Source organism: Kushneria konosiri (genome assembly GCF_002155145.1).
GTDB classification, from domain to species: Bacteria; Pseudomonadota; Gammaproteobacteria; order Pseudomonadales; family Halomonadaceae; genus Kushneria; species Kushneria konosiri.
The window spans coordinates 3,364,405-3,383,719 of the sequence record NZ_CP021323.1 but is presented as its reverse complement, the minus strand read 5'-3'; the positions used below and the strand labels follow the sequence as shown (position 1 = coordinate 3,383,719).

General features: G+C 59.3%; 18 protein-coding genes and 2 tRNA genes. 14 read left to right on the top strand and 6 right to left on the bottom strand.

The features are described 5' to 3' along the window. Window position 1 precedes the first annotated feature (1 nt). Window positions 2–499 (bottom strand): TspO/MBR family protein, encoded by a 498-nt coding sequence (locus B9G99_RS15690; RefSeq protein ID WP_086623018.1) that lies wholly within the window; start codon window positions 497–499, stop codon window positions 2–4. A 139-nt stretch (window positions 500–638) separates the two neighbouring features. On the opposite strand from B9G99_RS15690, the gene B9G99_RS15685 reads away from it, so the two are divergent. The 7 genes from B9G99_RS15685 to B9G99_RS15655 all read left to right on the top strand — a co-directional run bounded on the left by B9G99_RS15685 (window position 639) and on the right by B9G99_RS15655 (window position 7,502). After that, on the top strand, window positions 639–1,577 hold the full coding sequence (locus B9G99_RS15685) for a ketopantoate reductase family protein (RefSeq protein ID WP_227875846.1): 939 nt from the start codon (window positions 639–641) through the stop codon (window positions 1,575–1,577). 162 nt (window positions 1,578–1,739) lie between these two features. After that, window positions 1,740–2,792 carry a D-2-hydroxyacid dehydrogenase gene (locus tag B9G99_RS15680; protein WP_086623017.1) on the top strand — a complete coding sequence of 351 codons (1,053 nt, stop codon included), beginning with the start codon at window positions 1,740–1,742 and terminating at the stop codon, window positions 2,790–2,792. Continuing rightward, window positions 2,792–3,571: an IclR family transcriptional regulator gene (locus tag B9G99_RS15675; protein WP_086623016.1), complete on the top strand. Its 780-nt coding sequence runs from the start codon at window positions 2,792–2,794 to the stop codon at window positions 3,569–3,571. The genes B9G99_RS15680 and B9G99_RS15675 overlap by 1 nt, the downstream gene beginning before the upstream one ends. A gap of 39 nt (window positions 3,572–3,610) precedes the next feature. Continuing rightward, window positions 3,611–4,558 (top strand): NAD(P)-dependent oxidoreductase, encoded by a 948-nt coding sequence (locus B9G99_RS15670; protein WP_086623015.1) that lies wholly within the window; start codon window positions 3,611–3,613, stop codon window positions 4,556–4,558. A gap of 80 nt (window positions 4,559–4,638) precedes the next feature. After that, window positions 4,639–5,181 (top strand): TRAP transporter small permease, encoded by a 543-nt coding sequence (locus B9G99_RS15665; RefSeq protein ID WP_086623014.1) that lies wholly within the window; start codon window positions 4,639–4,641, stop codon window positions 5,179–5,181. Continuing rightward, a complete protein-coding gene (locus B9G99_RS15660) occupies window positions 5,178–6,458 on the top strand; it encodes a TRAP transporter large permease subunit (RefSeq protein ID WP_086623013.1) in 1,281 nt (426 codons plus the stop codon). The genes B9G99_RS15665 and B9G99_RS15660 overlap by 4 nt, the downstream gene beginning before the upstream one ends. Window positions 6,459–6,476: 18 nt before the next feature. Next, on the top strand, window positions 6,477–7,502 hold the full coding sequence (locus B9G99_RS15655) for a DctP family TRAP transporter solute-binding subunit (protein WP_227875845.1): 1,026 nt from the start codon (window positions 6,477–6,479) through the stop codon (window positions 7,500–7,502). A gap of 45 nt (window positions 7,503–7,547) precedes the next feature. Here B9G99_RS15655 and B9G99_RS15650 read toward each other — a convergent pair whose 3' ends face one another. Continuing rightward, on the bottom strand, window positions 7,548–7,967 hold the full coding sequence (locus B9G99_RS15650; RefSeq protein ID WP_086623011.1) for a secondary thiamine-phosphate synthase enzyme YjbQ: 420 nt from the start codon (window positions 7,965–7,967) through the stop codon (window positions 7,548–7,550). Between the two features lie 183 nt (window positions 7,968–8,150). Between B9G99_RS15650 and B9G99_RS15645 the strand changes: the two genes are divergently transcribed. The 3 genes from B9G99_RS15645 to B9G99_RS15635 all read left to right on the top strand — a co-directional run bounded on the left by B9G99_RS15645 (window position 8,151) and on the right by B9G99_RS15635 (window position 12,195). Continuing rightward, window positions 8,151–9,512 carry a hypothetical protein gene (locus B9G99_RS15645; protein WP_086623010.1) on the top strand — a complete coding sequence of 454 codons (1,362 nt, stop codon included), beginning with the start codon at window positions 8,151–8,153 and terminating at the stop codon, window positions 9,510–9,512. Window positions 9,513–9,582: 70 nt separating this feature from the next. Further along, a complete protein-coding gene (locus B9G99_RS15640) occupies window positions 9,583–10,707 on the top strand; it encodes a zinc-dependent alcohol dehydrogenase family protein (RefSeq protein ID WP_086623009.1) in 1,125 nt (374 codons plus the stop codon). A 108-nt stretch (window positions 10,708–10,815) separates the two neighbouring features. Then, the gene (locus tag B9G99_RS15635) at window positions 10,816–12,195 is read left to right on the top strand and encodes a class II fumarate hydratase (protein ID WP_086623008.1); all 1,380 of its coding nucleotides are present in this window, start codon (window positions 10,816–10,818) and stop codon (window positions 12,193–12,195) included. An 81-nt stretch (window positions 12,196–12,276) separates the two neighbouring features. On the opposite strand, the gene glpD is transcribed toward B9G99_RS15635, so the two are convergent. After that, complete coding sequence (gene glpD, locus B9G99_RS15630) at window positions 12,277–13,848, bottom strand: glycerol-3-phosphate dehydrogenase (RefSeq protein ID WP_227875844.1); 1,572 nt, start codon at window positions 13,846–13,848, stop codon at window positions 12,277–12,279. 170 nt (window positions 13,849–14,018) lie between these two features. Beyond that, window positions 14,019–14,783 carry a DeoR/GlpR family transcriptional regulator gene (locus B9G99_RS15625; protein ID WP_086623006.1) on the bottom strand — a complete coding sequence of 255 codons (765 nt, stop codon included), beginning with the start codon at window positions 14,781–14,783 and terminating at the stop codon, window positions 14,019–14,021. A gap of 353 nt (window positions 14,784–15,136) precedes the next feature. Between B9G99_RS15625 and B9G99_RS15620 the strand changes: the two genes are divergently transcribed. The 4 genes from B9G99_RS15620 to B9G99_RS15605 all read left to right on the top strand — a co-directional run bounded on the left by B9G99_RS15620 (window position 15,137) and on the right by B9G99_RS15605 (window position 17,881). Further along, window positions 15,137–15,865, top strand: a complete 729-nt coding sequence (locus B9G99_RS15620; RefSeq protein ID WP_148663967.1) for an MIP/aquaporin family protein — start codon at window positions 15,137–15,139, stop codon at window positions 15,863–15,865. Between the two features lie 52 nt (window positions 15,866–15,917). Next, entirely contained in the window at window positions 15,918–17,426 is a 1,509-nt protein-coding gene (gene glpK / locus B9G99_RS15615) for a glycerol kinase GlpK (protein WP_086623005.1), read from the top strand. Window positions 17,427–17,681: 255 nt separating this feature from the next. Beyond that, a tRNA-Val gene (locus B9G99_RS15610) sits at window positions 17,682–17,758 on the top strand. A 46-nt stretch (window positions 17,759–17,804) separates the two neighbouring features. Beyond that, window positions 17,805–17,881 (top strand) — tRNA-Val (locus B9G99_RS15605). A 59-nt stretch (window positions 17,882–17,940) separates the two neighbouring features. On the opposite strand, the gene B9G99_RS15600 is transcribed toward B9G99_RS15605, so the two are convergent. Both B9G99_RS15600 and B9G99_RS15595 read right to left on the bottom strand, forming a co-directional pair. Then, entirely contained in the window at window positions 17,941–18,426 is a 486-nt protein-coding gene (locus tag B9G99_RS15600; RefSeq protein WP_086623004.1) for a GAF domain-containing protein, read from the bottom strand. A gap of 66 nt (window positions 18,427–18,492) precedes the next feature. Continuing rightward, complete coding sequence (locus B9G99_RS15595; protein ID WP_086623003.1) at window positions 18,493–19,311, bottom strand: MetQ/NlpA family ABC transporter substrate-binding protein; 819 nt, start codon at window positions 19,309–19,311, stop codon at window positions 18,493–18,495. Window positions 19,312–19,315: the final 4 nt, after the last annotated feature.

The following is a 19,315-nucleotide window of genomic DNA, read 5'->3' as shown; positions in this document are numbered from 1 at the left end:
GCTAGCCCAGCAGCTGCGGGTTGAGATGCCAGGTGCTCCAGGTGAGTGCGGTGGCCAGCGTCACCCAGGCGAGATAGGGCACCAGCAGAGCGCCGGCGAGCGGTTTGACGCGCCAGAAGGCGATCAGCGTGGCAAGAATCAATAGCCACAAGGCGACCGTACCGGCAAAGGCGACGGCGCCCAGGTGCCAGACAAAATATATCCAGCTCCAGAGGGCGTTAAGCGCCAGCTGCACGACAAAAAGCGTCAGCGCCGGGCGCACGTTCTGCACGAGTTTTTCCCGCCAGACACACCAGGCCGAGATCCCCATCAGGGCATAGAGCGTAGTCCATACCGGGCCGAAGGCGCCGGCCGGTGGCGCCCAGGAGGGCTGCTGCAGCTGCTGATAGAACGAGGCGGCGTCAACGGAGGCTACGGCCCCAATGGCGGCAGCGATAAAGGCCAGCAATAGCCAGCCGGCAAGTCCCATGTACTGTTGACGTTGGGTCAGTGACTCCATGCCATCTCTCTTCCTTGAAGGTCCATTTTAAACGTCTGCCCTTGTGGTTCCAGCGAGGAGGCCGCGACGGGGCAGGGGCTTATATCCTACACAATAGCGCTCGCGACGGGGTGTGACAGTGGGGCAGGATGTCTCATGAATGAATTCACTCATGGGAGACACCATGCAGATTGCGATCATGGGCGCCGGTGCCGTTGGCAGCTACTACGGGGCGCTGCTGGCGCGTGCCGGCCATGCGGTCACGCTGATTGGCCGTGCGGCGCACGTTGAGGCGATACAGTCCAACGGACTGACCCTGGAAACGTCGTCGGGCCGCGAGACGCTCAGGGTGACGGCCAGCCAGGAGATAGACGCCCTGAAGGATGCCGAGCTGGTGCTTTTTTGCGTCAAATCCACGGATACCGAAACGGCCGGCGCCTTGATGGCATCGGTACTGTCGGACACTGCCGTGGTGCTGAGCCTGCAAAACGGCGTGGATAACGCCGACCGGCTCGCTGAAGTATTGGACCGGGAGGTGGTTCCGGTGGTGGTGTATGCCGCGGTGGCCATGCCAGGGCCGGGTCATGTGCGCCATCACGGCGGCGGGGAGCTCGCGCTGGGGGCATCGACGGTAAGCGCCTCACTGGTGAGGCTGTTTCAGGACGCCGGCATGGCAGCAACAACGGCCGATGACGTGACCGGCATGCTGTGGACAAAGCTTGTGATCAACTGCGCCTGGAATGCGGTATCGGCCATTACCCGGCAGCCCTACGGGGCATTGATGGCCATTGATGGTCTACGGGAAATGGTCATGACGGTGACTGGCGAGTGTCGGGCCGTGGCGCAGGCCTGTGGGGTCGTTCTGCCGGAGGATCTGGAGCATTCAACGCTCATGATTGCTGAAACCATGGCAGGTCAGCGCTCCTCGATGGCGCAGGATCTTGCCCGCAAACGACAGGGCGAGATCGAGCATCTCAACGGTTTCATCGTGCGAAAGGCAAAAGTCCACGACATTGATGTGCCCGTCAATCACAGCCTGCTGGTGCTGGTCCGTGCCCTTGAGCAGGGCCACCGCAATGTTGATATCGCTTGCCGATGACATGAGGATTTTCTGATATCAACGGCTGATCTCTGGCCCGTGGGGCATTGTACTTTGGTCACGATATCGACCAAAGCCGCGCTCTCTGTTGATGTGGTGCACTGTACAGTCCACTGAACGATGTTCAATCCACTGGACGACCGCTGAGTTTCGGAGCGCAGCATGACCCCTGAAAAGCTGAAAGTGGCGGTGGCGACACCGTTGAGCGAGGCGCTGTGCGCACTGATCGAGTCAAGGTTGCCCGAGATCGAGCTGATGCGAGATCAGTCGCTGTTGCCGCCCATGCGTCATCCGGCGGACTTTGCCGGTGATCCGGCATTCAGGCGCACGCCGGAGGAGGAGGCGCGCTTTGATGCGATGCTGTGCGAGGCGGACGTGCTCTACGGCATCCCGGATGTCGATCCGCAGCGTCTGGCAAAAATTGTTGAGGCCAACCCCAGGCTGCGCTGGGTACACGTGATGGCCGCCGGCGGTGGCGGTCAGGTCAAGGCGGCGGGGCTCTCGGCTGATGCACTGGAGCGGGTGATGTTTACCACCTCCGCCGGAGTGCATGGCGGGCCGCTGGCGGAGTATGCGGTATTTGGCGTACTGGCCGGCGCCAAGCAGTTGCCACGCATCGTGGCCGAACAGCGCGATCACCACTGGGGTGGGCGCTGGATGATGGGACAGATCAGCGAACAGCAGGTGCTGGTTCTGGGGCTGGGGGGCATCGGGCGTGAGGTGGCGCGTCGTCTGTCACTGCTGGACATGCATGTGCTGGGCGTCTCTCGCCAGCAGCGCATGGTGCCTCATGTCGATGAAATCATCCCGCCGTCCCAGCTGCGCGAGGGCGTGCGTCGTGCCGATGCCATCGTCATTGCACTGCCGGGTACGGAGGCCACCGAAGGACTGATCGATGCCGAGCTGCTGGCCGAAATGAAGCCCGGCGTCACCATCGTCAACGTAGGCCGGGGCACGGTGATTGATGAGCCCGCCCTGATCGAGGCCCTCAAGCGTCAGCACATCGGCCTGGCGGTACTGGATGTCACGGCCTCGGAGCCGCTGGATCAGGCGTCACCGCTATGGGACCTGCCCAATGTACTGCTGACCCCGCACACCGCGGCGCTCAGCGAGTCGGAAGATCGGCTGATTGCTGAATTCTTCGCCGATAACGCTCGCCGTTACCTCAATGGTGAGGCGCTTAGAAACCGTGTCGACACGGTCGAGTTTTACTGATGAGTGCGCCGGCCGTCACTCGTGCGCTGCGCGTGCTGGCGCTGCTGGAAGCCGCCGGCGGCGAGACGCTCGGCGTAAGCGAAATGGCGCGCCAGCTGGGGGTGGCGCGCTCGTCGCTGTTCAACGTCTGTCTGGCACTGGAGGCCGAGGGCGTGGTCCAGCGCAGTGACGGCGGCTACCGGCTCGGGCGACGGCTGGTCGAGCTGGGCGGTGCCTATCTGCGCACGGTAGATCCGGTTCAGGCGTTCTATCAGGCCTGCAGCGATACCTCTCTTCTTCACGATGAAATCTGTCAGCTGGCGGTGCTCGACGGCACGGAGGTGCTCTACCTTGCTGCGCACGCCGGGCGTCTGCCGCTGCGAATGACGGCCAGCATCGGCAGTCGCTTCCCGGCCTCGATCACTGCCGTGGGCAACGCGCTGCTGGCTCAGCTTGACGATGACGAGCTTCGGGCGCGCTTTGAAGACCCGGCCACCCGTCCGGCCTGGACGGCCGATTCAACGACCGATCTTGAGGCGTTGATTGACAAGATTCGGGTCGCGCGGGGGCGCGGTTTTGCACTGGACAAGGGTGAGGTGTTTCCGGGTATTCGAGGGCTGGCCGTCGCCGTGGCGCCTCAATACAGCGGTGAGCAGGCCTATGCGGTGGGCGCCTCGCTTTTGGAGGTGTATTGCAATATCGACATCGAACAACAGGCCGTCAAGGCGCTGTCTGCCATGGCGGCCCATATCGCCAATCCAATGAATCTGGGCAGGGGCGGCGCCGTCGTTGGTGCCTGACGGCAGGCTCCAGTAGCCACTTTGAAAGGGGGAAGACACATGCGAAAGGGTGACGAGACGGGATCACATATGCGGGTGGGCATGATCGGGCTTGGCAGCATGGGCATGCCGATGGCGCGCAATCTGCTGGCGGCCGGCGTGGCCAGCCGGGTCAGTGTGTTTGGCCGCTCGCCGGAGAAGCTGGCGCCCGCACTTGAGGCCGGCGCCGAGCGCTGTGACACCCCGGGCGCGGTCGCTTCGCAAAGCGATGTGCTCATCACGGTGCTGCCGGACCTGCCCCAGCTCGAGGCGCTGATCGACGGTGAGGATGGCCTTCTGGCAGGGCTTGCCGGCCCGCTGGTCCTGGTAATCTGTTCGACCTCATCGCCTGAAGGCGTGCGCGCGCTGGCCAGGCGTCTTGATGAGCAAAGCGATGGGCAGATTCGAGTGCTGGATGCCCCGCTTTCAGGCGGAACGGACGGCGCCGAGGCCGGCCGGCTGTCCATCATGGTGGGCGGTGAGCAGGAAGATCTCGAGCGGGTGCGCCCCGTGCTGGAAACCATGGGGACACCGGTGCTGCTGGGGCCGCTGGGGGCGGGGGAGGTCGCCAAGGCCTGCAATCAGATGGTGGTGGCCGCCACCATGGTGGCGCTGTCCGAGGCCACGGTGATCGCCGAGCGCGCGGGCCTGGATGTTGAAAGGCTGTTGGGCTGTCTGGGCGGCGGCTACGCGGGCGGGCGCTTTCTGGAGTCACGCAAGCAGCGTCTGATCGACAAGGATTACACCCCTTCCGGCATCGCCCGCTACATGATCAAGGATCTGGGGTTTGCGCGTGATGAGGCCGCGCAGCAGCAGGTGACCACGCCTCAGCTGTCAACGCTTCTGGCGCTGTATCACGACCTCGGCGAGCGCGGGCTGGGCGAGCTTGATCTGACCGTGACCCAGCGGTACATCGCCGAACTGGACCGATTGCCCGGTAGCGCCCCGGCCTCATCAGAGAGCAAGTGAGTCACGCCGAGATGTGATGCAGGACTCAACAACAGCGGATAACCGGGCAGGCGGTCCGAACAGGGTGGTGGGAGGGAGCGATGACGATACTTCGCGGGGTGTGGCGCAGCATTGAGTGGCTGATTGTGGCCCTGATGACCGCCATGATGGTGCTGGTGTTTTTCAACGTGGTGCTGCGCTACGGCTTCTCCTCCGGGCTGCGCTCCGGTGTTGAGCTTTCAAGGCTTGGTTTTGTCTGGGTGGTCATGCTGGGCGCTTCCCTGTGTTTGAAGGATGGCGAGCATCTGGCGGTGGCAGAGTTCTTTGATCGTTTGCCGGGGGCCGTGCGTTCCGTTATCGCGCGCGTGCTCTGGATCGTGATTCTGGGCGCCTCGATCATGCTGCTGATGGGCTGCTGGAAGCAGACACTGGCCAACTGGCACAACATTTCCCCCCTGACCGGGCTTCCGACCGGACTGTTCTATCTGGCAGGCGTTGTGGCCGGGGGATTGATGAGTATCACCTCGCTGATCGGACTGCTGCGTCCCGGCCCCGGGCGAGCGCCTGGAGAGCAGGGGGGCGAGGGGCATTCGCTGGCGGTCGATGAGGCCACGTCTTCTTCCAACGGGGAGCACCGCTCATGACGCTGGCACTGTTTCTTGGCGTGCTGATTGGCGCGATTCTGCTGCGCTTGCCGGTGGCCTTTGCGCTGCTGCTGGCAGCCGGAGCATTGATGCTCAATCTGGGCATGTTCAGCGCTGACATCCTGTCGCAGTCGATGATCAACGGCGTGGATAATTTCGCGCTGCTGGCGATTCCCTTTTTCATGATCGCAGGCGAGGTAATGGCGGTTGGCGGGTTGTCCGATCGCATTGTAAAGCTTGCCATGACGCTGGTCGGACACTGGCGGGGCGGGCTGGGCTATGTGGCGATCATCACCTCACTGCTGCTGGCGGGGCTTTCGGGCTCGGCCGTGGCAGATGCGGCGGCACTGGTCAGCATTCTCTATCCCATGATGCGCAAGAGTGGCTATCCGGCGTTTCGCTCGGTAGGGCTTTTGGCGGCCGGTGGCATTATCGCGCCGGTCATTCCGCCCTCGCTGCCGCTGATCATTCTGGGGGTGGCCGGCAATATCTCGATTGCCAAGCTCTTTATCGGCGGCATCGTACCCGGCCTTCTGATGGGGCTGGCGCTGATGGTGACCTGGCGGTTCATGATGCGTAAATCCGATCTTGAAACGCAGCCAAGGGCGAGCCGGGCAGAACGCCTCAAGGCGCTCAAGGAGAGCTTCTGGGCGCTGCTTTTGCCGGTCATCATCATTGTGGGCATCCGCTTTGGGGTCTTTACCCCGACGGAAGCCGCCGTGGTGGCTGCGGTCTACGCCATTGTCGTCTCGACCGTGATCTATCGTGAAATGAGCCTCGCCAAGCTGGCACAGGTATTGAAAAGTGCCGGCCGCTCAACGGCGCTGGTGATGTTTCTGGTCGGCGCGGCGATGGTGGCCTCCTGGGTCATTACCATCGCGCAACTGCCGCAGCAGCTGGCCGAACTGCTGGGGCCGCTGGTCGACAATCCAAGGCTTTTGATGGCGGCCATCATGGTGGTGGTGCTGCTGGTGGGCATGGTGATGGATCTGGCACCTGCGATTCTGATTCTGGTGCCGCTGTTCATGCCGCTGGTACGTGAAGCGGGGATCGATCCGATCTACTTCGGTCTGATGTTTGTCATCAACTGCTGTATCGGCTTGATCACGCCGCCGGTGGGCACCGTGCTCAACGTGGTCTGTGGCATCAGTAAAACGACAATGAGTGAGGCCGTACGCGGCGTCTATCCCTTTGTTCTGGTGTATATCGCACTGCTGGCACTGTTTGTGCTCATACCCCAGATCATTACCGTGCCGATGCACTGGCTGATCGGCTGATCTTCAAGGAGCAACAACATGAAAAGATTCCTGTCTGGTATGACGCCTGGTTCCACAACACTTGCAACGACTGCTGCGGCGCTGCTGCTGGCCATGTCGGTGTCGAGCAGTGCTCTGGCAGCCACAACGCTGCGCTTTGCCCACCCCACACCCGAGAGCGACCTGCAGCACAAGCTGGCCGAGAAGTTCAAGGAGGAGGTCGAGGCCCAGAGCAATGGCGATCTCAAGGTGCAGATCTTTCCCAACGGTCAGCTGGGCAACGATGCCCAGATGATTGACGGGGCTCGTTCCGGCATCATCGATATTACGCTTTCCGGGTTGAACAACTTTACCGGCATGGTGCCACAGGCCGGCGCCTTTGAGCTGCCGTTCATGTTTGCCGACAGCGCCGCTGCCTATAAGGCCCTGGACGGTGCTCCGGGTGATGAGGTGATGAGCAAGCTGCCGGCGCTGGGCCTCAAGGGGCTGGCCTTCCCGGAAAACGGTTTCCGCGAAATCACCAATAACCGTGGACCCATCCGCGAACCGAAGGATCTGGAAGGCCTGCGCATGCGGGTCAACAATTCCATTACGCTCAACAACATGTTCGAGCTTTTAGGCGCCAACCCGCAGCAGCTGCCGGTGGCCGAGCTTTATACGGCGCTGGAAACCGGTGTCGTGGATGCTCAGGACCATCCGCTGGGTATTGTGGTGTCGTTCAATTTCAACGAGGTTCAAAAGTATCTCTCGATCACCAATCACGCCTATTCGGCGCTGTTGATGGTCATGAACCAGAAGCGCTTTGACAGTCTGACGCCGGAGCAGCAGCAGATCGTTGAGAAGGCCGCGGCGGATGCCACTGCCATGCAGCGAGAAATGAATACCGAGCAGACTGAATCGATGATCACAACGCTTGAAGACGAAGGCATGAAGGTCAATCGTGACGTCGACACCGCCGCCTTCCAGAAAGCCATTCAGCCCGTCTGGAAGACCTTTATCGATAACAATGGTGACGAGATGATCAAGGCGATTCAGGCAGCCACTGAAGGCAGCGGCCAGTCCTGATCCCTGAAGGGTCATCTGCCGGGGCAAGGCCCGGCAGATGACTCATTATTCACCGAACAGGGTGGCCAGAATGCGTCGGCTGCCGCCGTTTTCGCGATGTTCGCCCAGCCAGATGCCCTGCCAGGTACCGGTGGCCAGTCGGCCATTGTCGATGGCCAGCGTCAGTTCGGTGCCCATCAGACTGGCCTTGATATGAGCAGGCATGTCGTCCGGGCCCTCTAGGGTATGGCGAAAATAGGGGAGATCGCCCGGTACGCGGTCGCGGAAAAAGGCTTCCATGTCATGGCGCACGTCCGGGTCTGCGTTTTCATTAAGCGTTAACGATGCCGAGGTGTGCAGCATCTGTAGATGCAAAAGCCCGGTGGAAATCTCCTTCATCCGGCTCAAAGCGCCCGTAATGTCGCTGGTGATCAGATGAAAGCCTCGCGTATACGGCTTGAGGGTAATCTGCTGGCGATACCACATGAGCATTGCTCCCTGATGAGTGGATGTGATGATAAAGGGTAGATGAGCGTGTCGTCGGCGTCTCGTAAAGGGAGCCGGCCCATGTACGAAGGGAAACGAATATCAAAAAAAGAAGGTCCAGGAGATTGTGAGGCCGCCAGCACTTTCCCCCGGACCTGACTAACTGTTGCGAGGGAATGTGTCATGGCTGATGAACGTCGAGAAGACCACGAGACCGTCTATTGGCCCATGGGGCCTTTCAAGGTACGCCTGCCTTTCATACATTACCGCTTTGAATGGCCCGATTACTGTCAGGGGCTTTTGATGTGCGCCGTCGATCTGGCGGCGATTCCATTGATGACCGAGCTTTTGGGCATGCCCTTTGAAGTCGCGCTGGCGGTCGTTCTCCTCAATGGTTTTCTTTATCTGACCCACCATTTGCTGGGCGATCCGGTGGTGCCTGGCTGGATTACACCGGCGATTCCTCTGGTGATGGCGTGGTGTCAGACCTTTCCGGAGGGCACCGAGCGTATTCATGCCCTGATTGCCTTTCAGATGACACTGGGGCTGTTCTCGATCGCGCTGGGCGTTTCCGGATTATCTCATCGGGTCGTGCAGCTGGTGCCCTCGGCGCTCAAGGCGGGTGTCATCATCGGCGCCGGTATTGCAGCCGTCATCACGGTGTTTCAGGTCGGTGGCCGATTTGACAGCTTTCCCTGGACCATTTCGATCGCGATCGGGGCAGCCTTTTATCTACTGTTCTCACGTCATTTTAGCCGACTTAAAACCAGCAATGGCTTTTGGGCCACGTTCGGCAAACTGGGGATTTTTCCGATCATTGCTCTGGCGGTCGTGATTGCTCCTTTGTTTGGCGAGGCGTCATGGCCGGAGATCGAGTGGGGTATCACATCGCCTGACTTTGCAGGCCTTTGGCAAAACTACACGTTGTTTGGTCTTGGCTGGCCGCCGCTGATGGTTTTTGTTCAATCCCTGCCGGTAGTACTGGCCACGTATATCGTGGTGTTCGGTGATGTATTGCAGGGCAAGGCGTTACTGGATGAGGCTGATGCGACCCGTCCGGATGAGAAGGTCGAGTATGCGCCCAATCGAGCGCACATGATTTTTGGTGGGCGCAATGCGGTCATGAGTGTAATCGGTCCGGATGTTGCCATGTGTGGCCCGCTCTGGGCGGCCATGCACGTGGTCATTGTTGAGCGTTTCAAGGAGGGCCGAAAGGCGATGGGCTCCATTTTCGGTGGTGCCGGCTCGTTTCGGTGGGGCACCAATACGGGGTTGCTGCTGATGCCCATTGTCAGTCTGGTACAGCCTATTCTGGGCGTTGCGCTGGCACTGACCTTATTGATTCAGGGGTATGTCAGCGTGCGTGTAGGGATCATGGCGGCCCGCAGTCAGAGAGATCTTGGTATTGCAGGTATCGTGGCTGCCGTGCTGGCGACGAGAGGTGCTGCATGGGCCTTCGCTGTCGGCGTGACGCTTTGTCTGCTCATTTATGGTCGACGCTTTTTCAGTGGTGAGGACGATCATACGTTCAACAGGGACCACTAGTTGGCGATGAGGCTACGCTGTGAGTGGCGCATTTGTCACAGACCACATCATCGATACAGGGAGAACCACCATGAAAACACGCGCTGCCGTGCTGCGAGAGATGCAAAGACCTCGTCCCTATGGGACGTCAAAGCCGCTTTCGATCGAGGAGGTCAATCTCGACCCGCCGGGGCGAGGCGAGGTGCTGGTGCGTATTCGTGCGGCAGGGCTTTGCCACTCTGATCTATCGACCATTAACGGTAATCGTCCAAGACCGTTGCCCATGGTGCTGGGGCATGAAGCAGCAGGGGAGGTGGTCGATATCGGCGAGGGCGTTGATGATCTCAAGGCAGGCGATCATGTGGTGTTCTCCTTTGCTCCCAATTGTGGCACCTGCGCCTTTTGTCTTTCAGGCGAGGCGGCACTGTGTCAGCCGGGGGCGGCGGCCAATGCTGGCGGACATTTGCTGGGCGGCGGCATGCGGCTTCATCGCGGTGAAGAAACGGTCTATCACCATATCGGCGTATCCGGATTTGCCGAACATGCCGTGGCTTCTCGTCGTTCGCTGACGCGGATAGACCCAACCCTGCCGTTTCATATTGCAGCGCTGTTTGGCTGCGCCGTACTGACCGGGGTGGGGGCCGTGGTTCATACCGGTGAGCTCAAGCTGGGACAGTCGGTGCTGGTGGTTGGCCTGGGCGGTGTGGGGCTAGCGGCGGTGCTGGGGGCGCTAGGCGGCGGCGCGCGTCAGGTCATCGCGGCGGATATTGATGATGAAAAACTGGAAACGGCGCGGGCGATGGGGGCCACCCATGTCGTGAACAGCGGCGATGATGATGCCATCGAGCAGGTGCGTGACATCAGCGGCGGCGGTGTGGATCTGGCTACCGAGTTCGCCGGCGTGGCTTCGGCGCTGGAATTTGCCTTTGAATGTACCCGCCGTGGCGGCACAACGGTGACCTCCGGGCTGCCTCATCCCGACGTACGACTGGCGATCAGTCCCACACGTCTGGTGGCCGAGCAGCGCACGCTCAAGGGGTCCTATCTGGGTGGGCATGTGCCCTCGCTGGACGTGCCAGGCTATATCGCGCTTTACCAGGCCGGACGCCTGCCGGTGGATCGGCTTTTGACGCATCGAATCGGGCTTGATGAGATCAATGAAGGCTTTGAGCGACTGGCCGCCGGGCAGGCCATCCGTCAGATCATTGATCTGTAATCACCGGCGGGTCTGCTCAATGGGCCGGAATGGGTGGGAATGTCACGGGGCTGCTAATCTGAAAGGCGTCTTTCGGCACTTTCGTTTATTTATCAGCAGGAGAAGATCATGGGTCAGACCCGTATCGAAAAGGACAGCATGGGCGAACTGGAAGTGCCGATCGAGGCTCTTTATGGTGCGCAGACCCAGCGGGCGATCAATAATTTTCCGGTCAGCGGGCATCCCATGCCGGCGTCGTTTATTGCGGCCGTAGCTCGGGTCAAGCGGGCTGCTGCCGAGGTCAACATGGATCTTGGCCTGCTGGATGAAGGCCGGGCGCTGTCCATCGTCAAGGCGGCCGATGCGATCATTCGCGGTGAGCATGTCGATCAGTTCCCGATCGATATCTATCAGACAGGCTCTGGCACCTCGACCAACATGAACGTCAACGAGGTGATCTCGCATCTCGCCTCGCGCGATGATCTTGAGATCGGCCCCAACGATCACGTGAACATGGGGCAGAGCAGCAACGACACCATCCCGACGGCGCTGCATGTCTCGATTGCGATGGAGCTTAGCGAGAAGCTGCTGCCCACCCTGCGGTATCTGCAAAAGACCATCGAGAACAAGGCGGCAACGCTTGATGACGTGATCAAGACAGGCCGCACCCATCTGATGGATGCTATGCCGGTACGCATGAGTCAGGAACTCGGCGGCTGGGCCAATCAGGTCGAGCAGTCCATCGAGCGCCTTGAAAATGGGCTGACACGGATGCTGCGACTGGCGCAGGGTGGCACGGCCGTGGGCAGCGGCATCAATGCTCATCCGGAGTTTGCCGGGCGCTTTGCCAAACGTCTCTCCGAGCAGACCGGACTGACCTTTACACCTGCGGACAGTTTCTTTGCGGCACTGGGCTCGCAGGATGCCACCGTGGAAATGTCCGGCCATCTCAAGGCCTACGCCTGTGCGCTGATGAAGATCAGCAACGATCTGCGCTGGATGAATTCAGGCCCGCTGGCCGGCCTTGGCGAGATTGAGCTGGAAGCGCTGCAGCCGGGCAGCTCGATCATGCCGGGCAAGGTCAATCCGGTCATCCCCGAGGCGGCGGCACAGGTAGCCGCGCAGGTCATCGGTAACGATGCGGCCGTGACCGTGGGCGGACAGTCAGGCAATTTTCAGCTCAATGTCATGCTGCCGCTGATGGCGCACAACGTGTTGAGCTCGATCTCGCTCTTGAACAACGTCTCACAGCTGATGGCGGACAAGGCAATCAAGAGCTTCAACGTACGCCGCGACAACATTGAATCACCGCTGGCGCGCAATCCGGTGCTGGTGACCGCACTTAATCCGGTGATCGGTTATAACGAAGCGGCGCGAGTGGCCAAGAAAGCCTATCAGGAAGGGCGGCCGATCATTGAGGTGGCAGAAGAAGAAACCGAGCTCTCCCGTGAGGAACTCAAGCGCTATCTTGATCCGGCACAGCTGACCCGCGGTGGTATTCAGGAATAACCGCCGACGTCAGGATCCGGTATTAAAAAAGGGCCCCCAGGGGGCCCTTTTGACGTTCGATATTTCACACCATGCGTATGCTTAATGCGCCATGGCGTGATCCGGTGACGGCGTGCCGACCGGCTCGCTCATGTCGTTGGCGCCGGCATTGTCCATGCGCCTGGTGACGTATTCCTGCAGGTGCTTACGCTGCGTCTCATCAAGACGCACATCCATTTTGGTGCGACGCCACAGAATGTCGTCTGCCTGGGTGGCCCATTCGTGATCGATCAGGTAGTCCACCTCAGCGCGAGTCAGACCGGCGCCGAAGTCTTCGCCCAGCTCGGCTTCACTGGTGACGCCATCAAGGAATGTCTCGCACAGCGTGCCATAGCTTGAGGCAAAGCGGGTCGCGCGCTGTTTGCCCAGAAACGGATACTGCGCCAGCAGCTTGCGGGTATAGCCTTCGCGAGAGTCGATGTCACCCCCTGGCAGGACTCGCTTGTCAGTCCAGGGCTTGCCCATGTTCGGGAACCAGGGCTCGATCTTTTCCATGGCCGATTCCGACAGGCAGCGGAAGGTAGTGATCTTGCCGCCGAAAACCGACAGCATCGGTGCACCGTTATCATCCAGCGAGAGCGTGTAATCACGCGTCATCGCGGAGGGGTCATCCGACTCGTCGTCACACAGTGGGCGTACGCCGGAGTAGCTGGTGACCACGTCATCGCGGGTCAGCTGCTCCTTGAAGTGAGCGTTGACGACATTGAGGATGTAGTCGGTCTCTTCATCGCTGATGGTGATATGGGTCGGATCACCTTCATAGTTCTGGTCGGTTGTACCGATTAGGCTGTAGTCGTTTTGCCAGGGCAGGACAAAGACGATGCGCTTGTCCTCGTTTTGCAGGATAAAGGCGCGGTCATCACCGTTAATGCGGCGGGTAATGATATGGCTGCCCTTGATCATGTTGATGCCGTAGCGCGACTGACGCTGGGTGCTGCCCTTGATGAAGGATTCCACCCACGGGCCTGCGGCGTTGATCAGCGCCTTGGCTCGACGCACCATCTGTTCCCCGGTACGGGTGTTTTCCAGGGTAATTTCCCAGATGCCGTCCTTCTCGATCGCGCTGACACAGCGTGTACGTACAAGGATTTCACCACCCTGTTCCTGCGCCTGCAGGGCATTGAGGACGACCAGCCGTGCGTCGTCGACCCAGCAGTCGGAGTATTCAAAGCCCTTTTTGATGTCGGGCTTGAGCGCGCTTGAGCCATCAAACTTCAAGCTCTTTGAGCCGGGCAGGGTCGCGCGCGGACTCAGGTGGTCATACAGGAAGAGACCGGCGCGCAGCATCCAGGCCGGGCGCAGATGCTGGCGGTGCGGCAGGATAAAGCGCAGCGGCCAGATAATATGCGGTGCCTTGCCAAGCAGGACTTCACGCTCGTGAAGCGCCTCGCGCACCAGACGGAACTCCTTGTGCTCCAGATAGCGCAGCCCACCGTGAATCAGCTTGCTGGAAGCCGAAGAGGTGGCACTGGCAAGGTCAGCCTGTTCACAAAGCCCGATGCTGAGGCCACGGCCGGCAGCATCATTGGCAATGCCGGTGCCGTTGATGCCCCCACCGATGATGAAAAGGTCCAGAACCGGGGTGTCCATTGCGGAAGTCTTGTTGGAAGTCATGCGCCTGCCTTGCGCGTCTGCGCCGGATTAGGGAGTTGGGATCGAGGTAACCATACCATTAGTGATGTTCGAATGTGAACATATGACATGTTCAAAAGAACATCAAGTGATCGTTGATGGTCTGATGCAATCGGCATGATCAGCGTTTTTGCTCGATCAATGACTCCCGGTCAGGGGCAGATATTGAGGGCGATGTTCTGCTCCTTCAGCAGTCGACAGATGCTTTCGGGCGGCTCCTGATCGGTAAAAAGGGCGTGGATCTGATTGAGATGACCCAGGCGAACCACAGCATTGCGGGCAAATTTTGAATGGTCGGCGGCCAGGTAGACCTGACGTGAATTGCTGATGATGGCCTGTGCGACCCGGACTTCCTGATAGTCAAAATCAAGCAGCGCGCCATCGGCATCGATGCTGCTGATGCCGATGATGCCGAAATCGACCTTGAATTGATTGATGAAGTCCACCGTGGCCTCACCAATGATGCCGCCATCCCGAGAGCGCACGCTGCCGCCGGCCACGATGACGTTGAAGTCTTCCCGGTGTTGCAGCGTGGCGGCCACGTTAAGGTTGTTGGTGATGATTTCCAGCCCCTGGTGGTTAAGCAGTGCCTCGGCAATCAGTTCGGTGCTGGTCCCGATATTGATAAAAAGCGAACTCTGATCCGGTATCTGTTGGGCCAGGGCTCGAGCAATACGTGCCTTGGCATCGTGATTGATCAGCTTGCGAGCGCTATAGGCCGTATTGACCGTGCTGGATTCCAGCAGGCCGGCACCGCCATGTACCCGTCTTATCAGCTGCTCATCGGCCAGTACCTTGAGATCACGTCGAATGGTCTGGGGAGTGACATTGAAATGATGCGCCAGCTGCTCGATGGTCGCGTACCCCTGTCGCTTGACCATATCAATGATGATGTCGTGGCGTTCCTGCTGGGTCATGTTGTGTCCTGTAAGGAAATTTCCCAAGGCTGATGCCTGCCGCCAGGGTATCCCTCTACTACCTGCTCGGCAATAGAGGTTCTGACGTCGTTTTCGCTTGAATCAATCCATGTTCGACAGGCAACAGAATTGTTTGAATATTGCGCCTTTTCGAGCATGAAGCCCATTTGGCAAGGCCTGTAAGACTAAGGTTTAAAGGGTATTTATTTCATTAATATCAGTGGCTTGAGCTGGTTCATCCAGAAAGTCGTAAACGGCACATCGTTTTTTTAAATGATTCCTATAGGATGCTCGAAAAACAACATCGCTGCGTTTGCGTGTTTAAAAACCAACGTTACTCCGGGGTTAAAAAAATGGGCATCATCGAAACCATCCTGGTTCATGAAATTGCTGGCACGGCTATTTTGACACTGCTTGGGTGTGGTGTGGTGGCCAACGTGCTGCTGAACAAGACCAATGGTCATGGCAGTGACGGCATCGTCATCTTTTTCGGCTGGGGACTGGCCGTCTTCGCGGCGGTCTATGTGGCCTACGATACCGGTGCGCATATCAACCCCGCCGTGACCATTGCCTTGCTCATCGGGCCGGCAAAGGAATACGCCGATGGTATCCCGATTACCTTTGCCACAACGATGACCTATTTCCTTGCCGAGTTTATCGGTGCTTTCCTGGGCGCGGTGGCGTGTTTTCTGGCCTATAAAAAACAGTATGACGAGACTGAAGACGCCGGTGCGATTCTGGCAACCTTCTCGACCGGGCCGACCGTCAAGTCACATGGCTGGAATATCGTGACCGAGGCCATCGGGACATTCGTGCTGATCTTTGTGATCATCATGTTTGGTAACACCCCCAGTGGCCTCGGGCCTCTCGCAGTCGCGCTGCTGGTGGTATCGATCGGCGCATCGCTGGGCGGCCCTACCGGCTACGCCATCAACCCGGCCCGCGATCTTGGTCCGCGCATCGCGCATGCTGTACTGCCGATCAAAAACAAGGGCGGCAATAACTGGGGCTATGCCCTGGTGCCGGTGATCGGACCGATCATTGGCAGTACGCTGGCTGCTCTGGCTGCCCATATTTACTGAGTCGTCATTCGATCCATTTCTCCGCTCGCACTACATCGAGGAGTCAATACTCATGAGTAAGCAGAAAAAGTACATTCTTGCCATCGATCAGGGGACGACCAGCTCACGCTCGATGTTGTTCGATCATGAAGGTCGTGTGGCCGGCATCGCTCAGCGCGAGTTCGAGCAGATTTTTCCGCGGCCGGGCTGGGTAGAGCACAATCCGCGCGAAATCATGACCAGCGTGTTGACCACGCTGGCCGAGGTCATCAACAACTCGGAAGTCGATGTCAGCGAGATTGCCTCGATCGGGATCACCAACCAGCGTGAAACCACCGTGATCTGGGACAAAAAAACCGGGCACGCCGTTTACAATGCCATTGTCTGGCAGTCACGCCATTCCGCAGAAATCTGTGATGAGCTGCGTGAAGCGGGCCATGAGGACATGATCCGTGACAAGACGGGGCTGGTCATCGATGCCTACTTCTCGGCCACCAAGCTGAAGTGGATCTTCGATAACGTTGAAGGCGTCAAAGAGAAGGCCGAGCAGGGCGATCTGCTGTTTGGCACCATCGACACCTGGCTGGTGTGGAATCTGACCGGCGGCAAGGTGCATGTCACCGATGTCAGCAACGCCTCACGCACAATGCTGTTCAACATTCGTGAGCGCAAGTGGGATCCCGAACTGCTGGAGCTGTTCGGGGTGCCCGAAAGCATGATGCCCGAAGTGAAGTCCAACAGTGAAGTGTACGGCCATGTCATGCCGAAGTACCTGTTCGGACATGAAGTGCCGATCGCCGGTATGGCGGGTGATCAGAACGCTGCTCTGTTCGGTCAGGGCTGCTTCAAGCCCGGCATGGCCAAGAATACCTATGGCACGGGCTGCTTCACCCTCATGAACACCGGCACCGAGGCCACGCCTTCCGATAACGGTCTGTTGACGACCGTGGCCTGGGAAGTCGAGGGCACCATGGAATACGCGCTGGAAGGCAGCGTCTTCGTGGCCGGCTCCGTCATTCAGTGGCTGCGTGACGGTCTTCGAATGCTGGGCCGGGCGTCTGACTCGGAAGCCTACGCCGAGCGTGCCGGCAGCAATGACGGTGTTTACATGGTGCCGGCATTTACCGGTCTGGGCGCGCCCTACTGGAACTCCAACGTGCGTGGGGCGATGTTTGGTCTGACGCGAGGCACGACCAAGGAGCACTTCATTCGTGCTGCGGTCGAGTCTCTGGCCTATCAGAGCGCGGACGTTTTGTATGCGATGCAAAACGATGCCAACATCGCGTTGACCGAGCTGCGTACCGACGGCGGTGCCATCTCCAACAACTTCCTGGCCCAGTTCCAGGCCGATATTCTGGGCGTTGATGTGTTGCGCTGTGAGGTCAACGAGACCACGGCGCTGGGTGCGGCCTATCTCGCTGGTCTGGCGGTTGGTTTCTGGAAGTCTCGTGAAGAGATTGCCGAATACTGGGCGCTGGAGCGCAAGTTCGAGCCGAAGATGGGCGAGAAGCAGCGTAAAGAACTTTATGATGGCTGGAAGCAGGCGGTCGAGGCCACCATGGGTTTTCGCGTCGACTCCTAATCACGACGTGCCAGCGTTGAGCTGACAGCCGGGCCTGCTGAGTCATCAGCAGGCCCGATCTGTTTTTAGGGTTTCACGGGGGTTGAAAGCTCATGCTCCGGCGTTGAGGACCCTTGTTTGTCGAGCGCCCGTTCCAGGCGCGCGCGACCATGCAAAGGCATGTTTTATAACAATTCGATGGTTAAACGGTTGCGCTTTATCGGAAAATAAGTACAATAGCGCAGCGTTGAAACGGCATGTGCATGCCATTGAAGCAGGACCGTAGCTCAGTTGGTTAGAGCGCCACGTTGACATCGTGGAGGTCAGCGGTTCAAATCCGCTCGGTCCTACCATTGCACTGCACGCCGAAACAGATGGTTTCAACGACAATCGATTTGAAGGACCGTAGCTCAGTTGGTTAGAGCGCCACGTTGACATCGTGGAGGTCAGCGGTTCAAATCCGCTCGGTCCTACCAGAACATTAAAAACCCCGCTTCGGCGGGGTTTTTTATTGCCCGTTTTTTATGATTGATGGTCACTCTGACAGGTCGGTTAGATCGCTCTGTTCGATCAATACCTGACACAGCGCTTCAATCCCCTGTTGATCTTCAACCGCAAAGCGTCCCGGCAGAGGGCTGTCAAGATCCAGTACGCCCCAGACCCGGCCTTCTCTGATCAGCGGTACCACCAGCTCCGAGCGTGACGCCGCATCGCAGGCGATATGGCCGGGGAAGGCGTGCACGTCTTCTACTCGCTGAGTCTCGCCCGTACGTGCTGCTGCACCACAGACGCCTTCATCAAAACCAATGGGGTTGCAGGCGGGCTGCCCCTGAAAAGGGCCAAGGCGCAGAACGCGCGCTTCGCGCTGAAGATAAAAGCCGGCCCAGTTCAGGTCGGGAACCTGCTGAAAGATAAAGGCCGCCATCTGAGAGGTATTGGTCACCCAGTCACGCGTATCGAGCAGGGCGCTCAGTTGACGCCTCAGCATGGCGTAGTCAGTGGTGGGTCGTGTGTCGTTCATGATCGTCTCACTGCATGGATAACAAAAGGGCCGGCAAAGGCCGGCCCTGGTCAGCGATATGGGGGCTTACTGGTTGTTTTCCCAGCCCGCGATGGCGCCGCCCTTGAAGAGTTCATCGGCCTTGTCGATGACCTGCTGGCTCTGGAAGGCTTCCACGAGGTGCTTGACCTTTTCGCTGTTCTGGTCACCCTGGCGTACCACGATCAGGTTTACGTACGGGGAGTCACCATCCTCGACGATCAGCGCCTGATCCAGAGTCATGTCGGCGGCCACCGAGTAAGTGCTGTTGATGAAGGCCATGTCGACATCCGGCAGGGCGCGCGTCAGCTGGGCAGCATCCAGCTCGCGCAGCTGATAGTTGTGCGGATTGCTGGTGATGTCATCCGGCGTGGCCGTCGGGCTTTTCGGGTCGCGCAGCTCAATCAGATTCTCGCGAGCGAGCAGCAGCAACGCGCGTGCCTCGTTGGACGGGTCGTTGGGAACCGCGATGGTGGCACCTTCCGGCAGCTCGTCAATGCTCTGATACTTGTCGGAGTAGGCACCGATCGGGTAGACGAAGGTCTTGCCTGCCGAGACGAAATCGAAGCCGCGATCCGCCATCATGCTGTCCAGATAGGGCTGATGCTGATAGGCGTTGGCATCGATACTGCCGTCATCAAGCGCGGCGTTGGGCGAAACATAATCGTTGAATTCGGTGATCTCGACGTCGAGCCCGTATTTCTCCTTGGCCACTGTGGCAGCCGTCTCCATCAGCGCCGTTTCAGGCCCTGCCATGGTGCCGACGCGAATCGTGCTGTCATCATTGTTCTGGCTGCCGCAGCCGGCCATTACAACGCTTGCGCTTATGACCAGAGCAGCGCCCAGTCCTTTCGGTGAGATTTTCATGTGC

Coding starts and splice junctions, on each gene's coding strand:
- B9G99_RS15690 (WP_086623018.1), bottom strand. CDS start 499: ATGGAGTCACTGACCCAACGTCAACAGTACATGGGACTTGCCGGCTGG.
- B9G99_RS15685 (WP_227875846.1), top strand. CDS start 639: ATGAATTCACTCATGGGAGACACCATGCAGATTGCGATCATGGGCGCC.
- B9G99_RS15680 (WP_086623017.1), top strand. CDS start 1,740: ATGACCCCTGAAAAGCTGAAAGTGGCGGTGGCGACACCGTTGAGCGAG.
- B9G99_RS15675 (WP_086623016.1), top strand. CDS start 2,792: ATGAGTGCGCCGGCCGTCACTCGTGCGCTGCGCGTGCTGGCGCTGCTG.
- B9G99_RS15670 (WP_086623015.1), top strand. CDS start 3,611: ATGCGAAAGGGTGACGAGACGGGATCACATATGCGGGTGGGCATGATC.
- B9G99_RS15665 (WP_086623014.1), top strand. CDS start 4,639: ATGACGATACTTCGCGGGGTGTGGCGCAGCATTGAGTGGCTGATTGTG.
- B9G99_RS15660 (WP_086623013.1), top strand. CDS start 5,178: ATGACGCTGGCACTGTTTCTTGGCGTGCTGATTGGCGCGATTCTGCTG.
- B9G99_RS15655 (WP_227875845.1), top strand. CDS start 6,477: ATGAAAAGATTCCTGTCTGGTATGACGCCTGGTTCCACAACACTTGCA.
- B9G99_RS15650 (WP_086623011.1), bottom strand. CDS start 7,967: ATGTGGTATCGCCAGCAGATTACCCTCAAGCCGTATACGCGAGGCTTT.
- B9G99_RS15645 (WP_086623010.1), top strand. CDS start 8,151: ATGGCTGATGAACGTCGAGAAGACCACGAGACCGTCTATTGGCCCATG.
- B9G99_RS15640 (WP_086623009.1), top strand. CDS start 9,583: ATGAAAACACGCGCTGCCGTGCTGCGAGAGATGCAAAGACCTCGTCCC.
- B9G99_RS15635 (WP_086623008.1), top strand. CDS start 10,816: ATGGGTCAGACCCGTATCGAAAAGGACAGCATGGGCGAACTGGAAGTG.
- glpD (WP_227875844.1), bottom strand. CDS start 13,848: ATGACTTCCAACAAGACTTCCGCAATGGACACCCCGGTTCTGGACCTT.
- B9G99_RS15625 (WP_086623006.1), bottom strand. CDS start 14,783: ATGACCCAGCAGGAACGCCACGACATCATCATTGATATGGTCAAGCGA.
- B9G99_RS15620 (WP_148663967.1), top strand. CDS start 15,137: ATGGGCATCATCGAAACCATCCTGGTTCATGAAATTGCTGGCACGGCT.
- glpK (WP_086623005.1), top strand. CDS start 15,918: ATGAGTAAGCAGAAAAAGTACATTCTTGCCATCGATCAGGGGACGACC.
- B9G99_RS15600 (WP_086623004.1), bottom strand. CDS start 18,426: ATGAACGACACACGACCCACCACTGACTACGCCATGCTGAGGCGTCAA.
- B9G99_RS15595 (WP_086623003.1), bottom strand. CDS start 19,311: ATGAAAATCTCACCGAAAGGACTGGGCGCTGCTCTGGTCATAAGCGCA.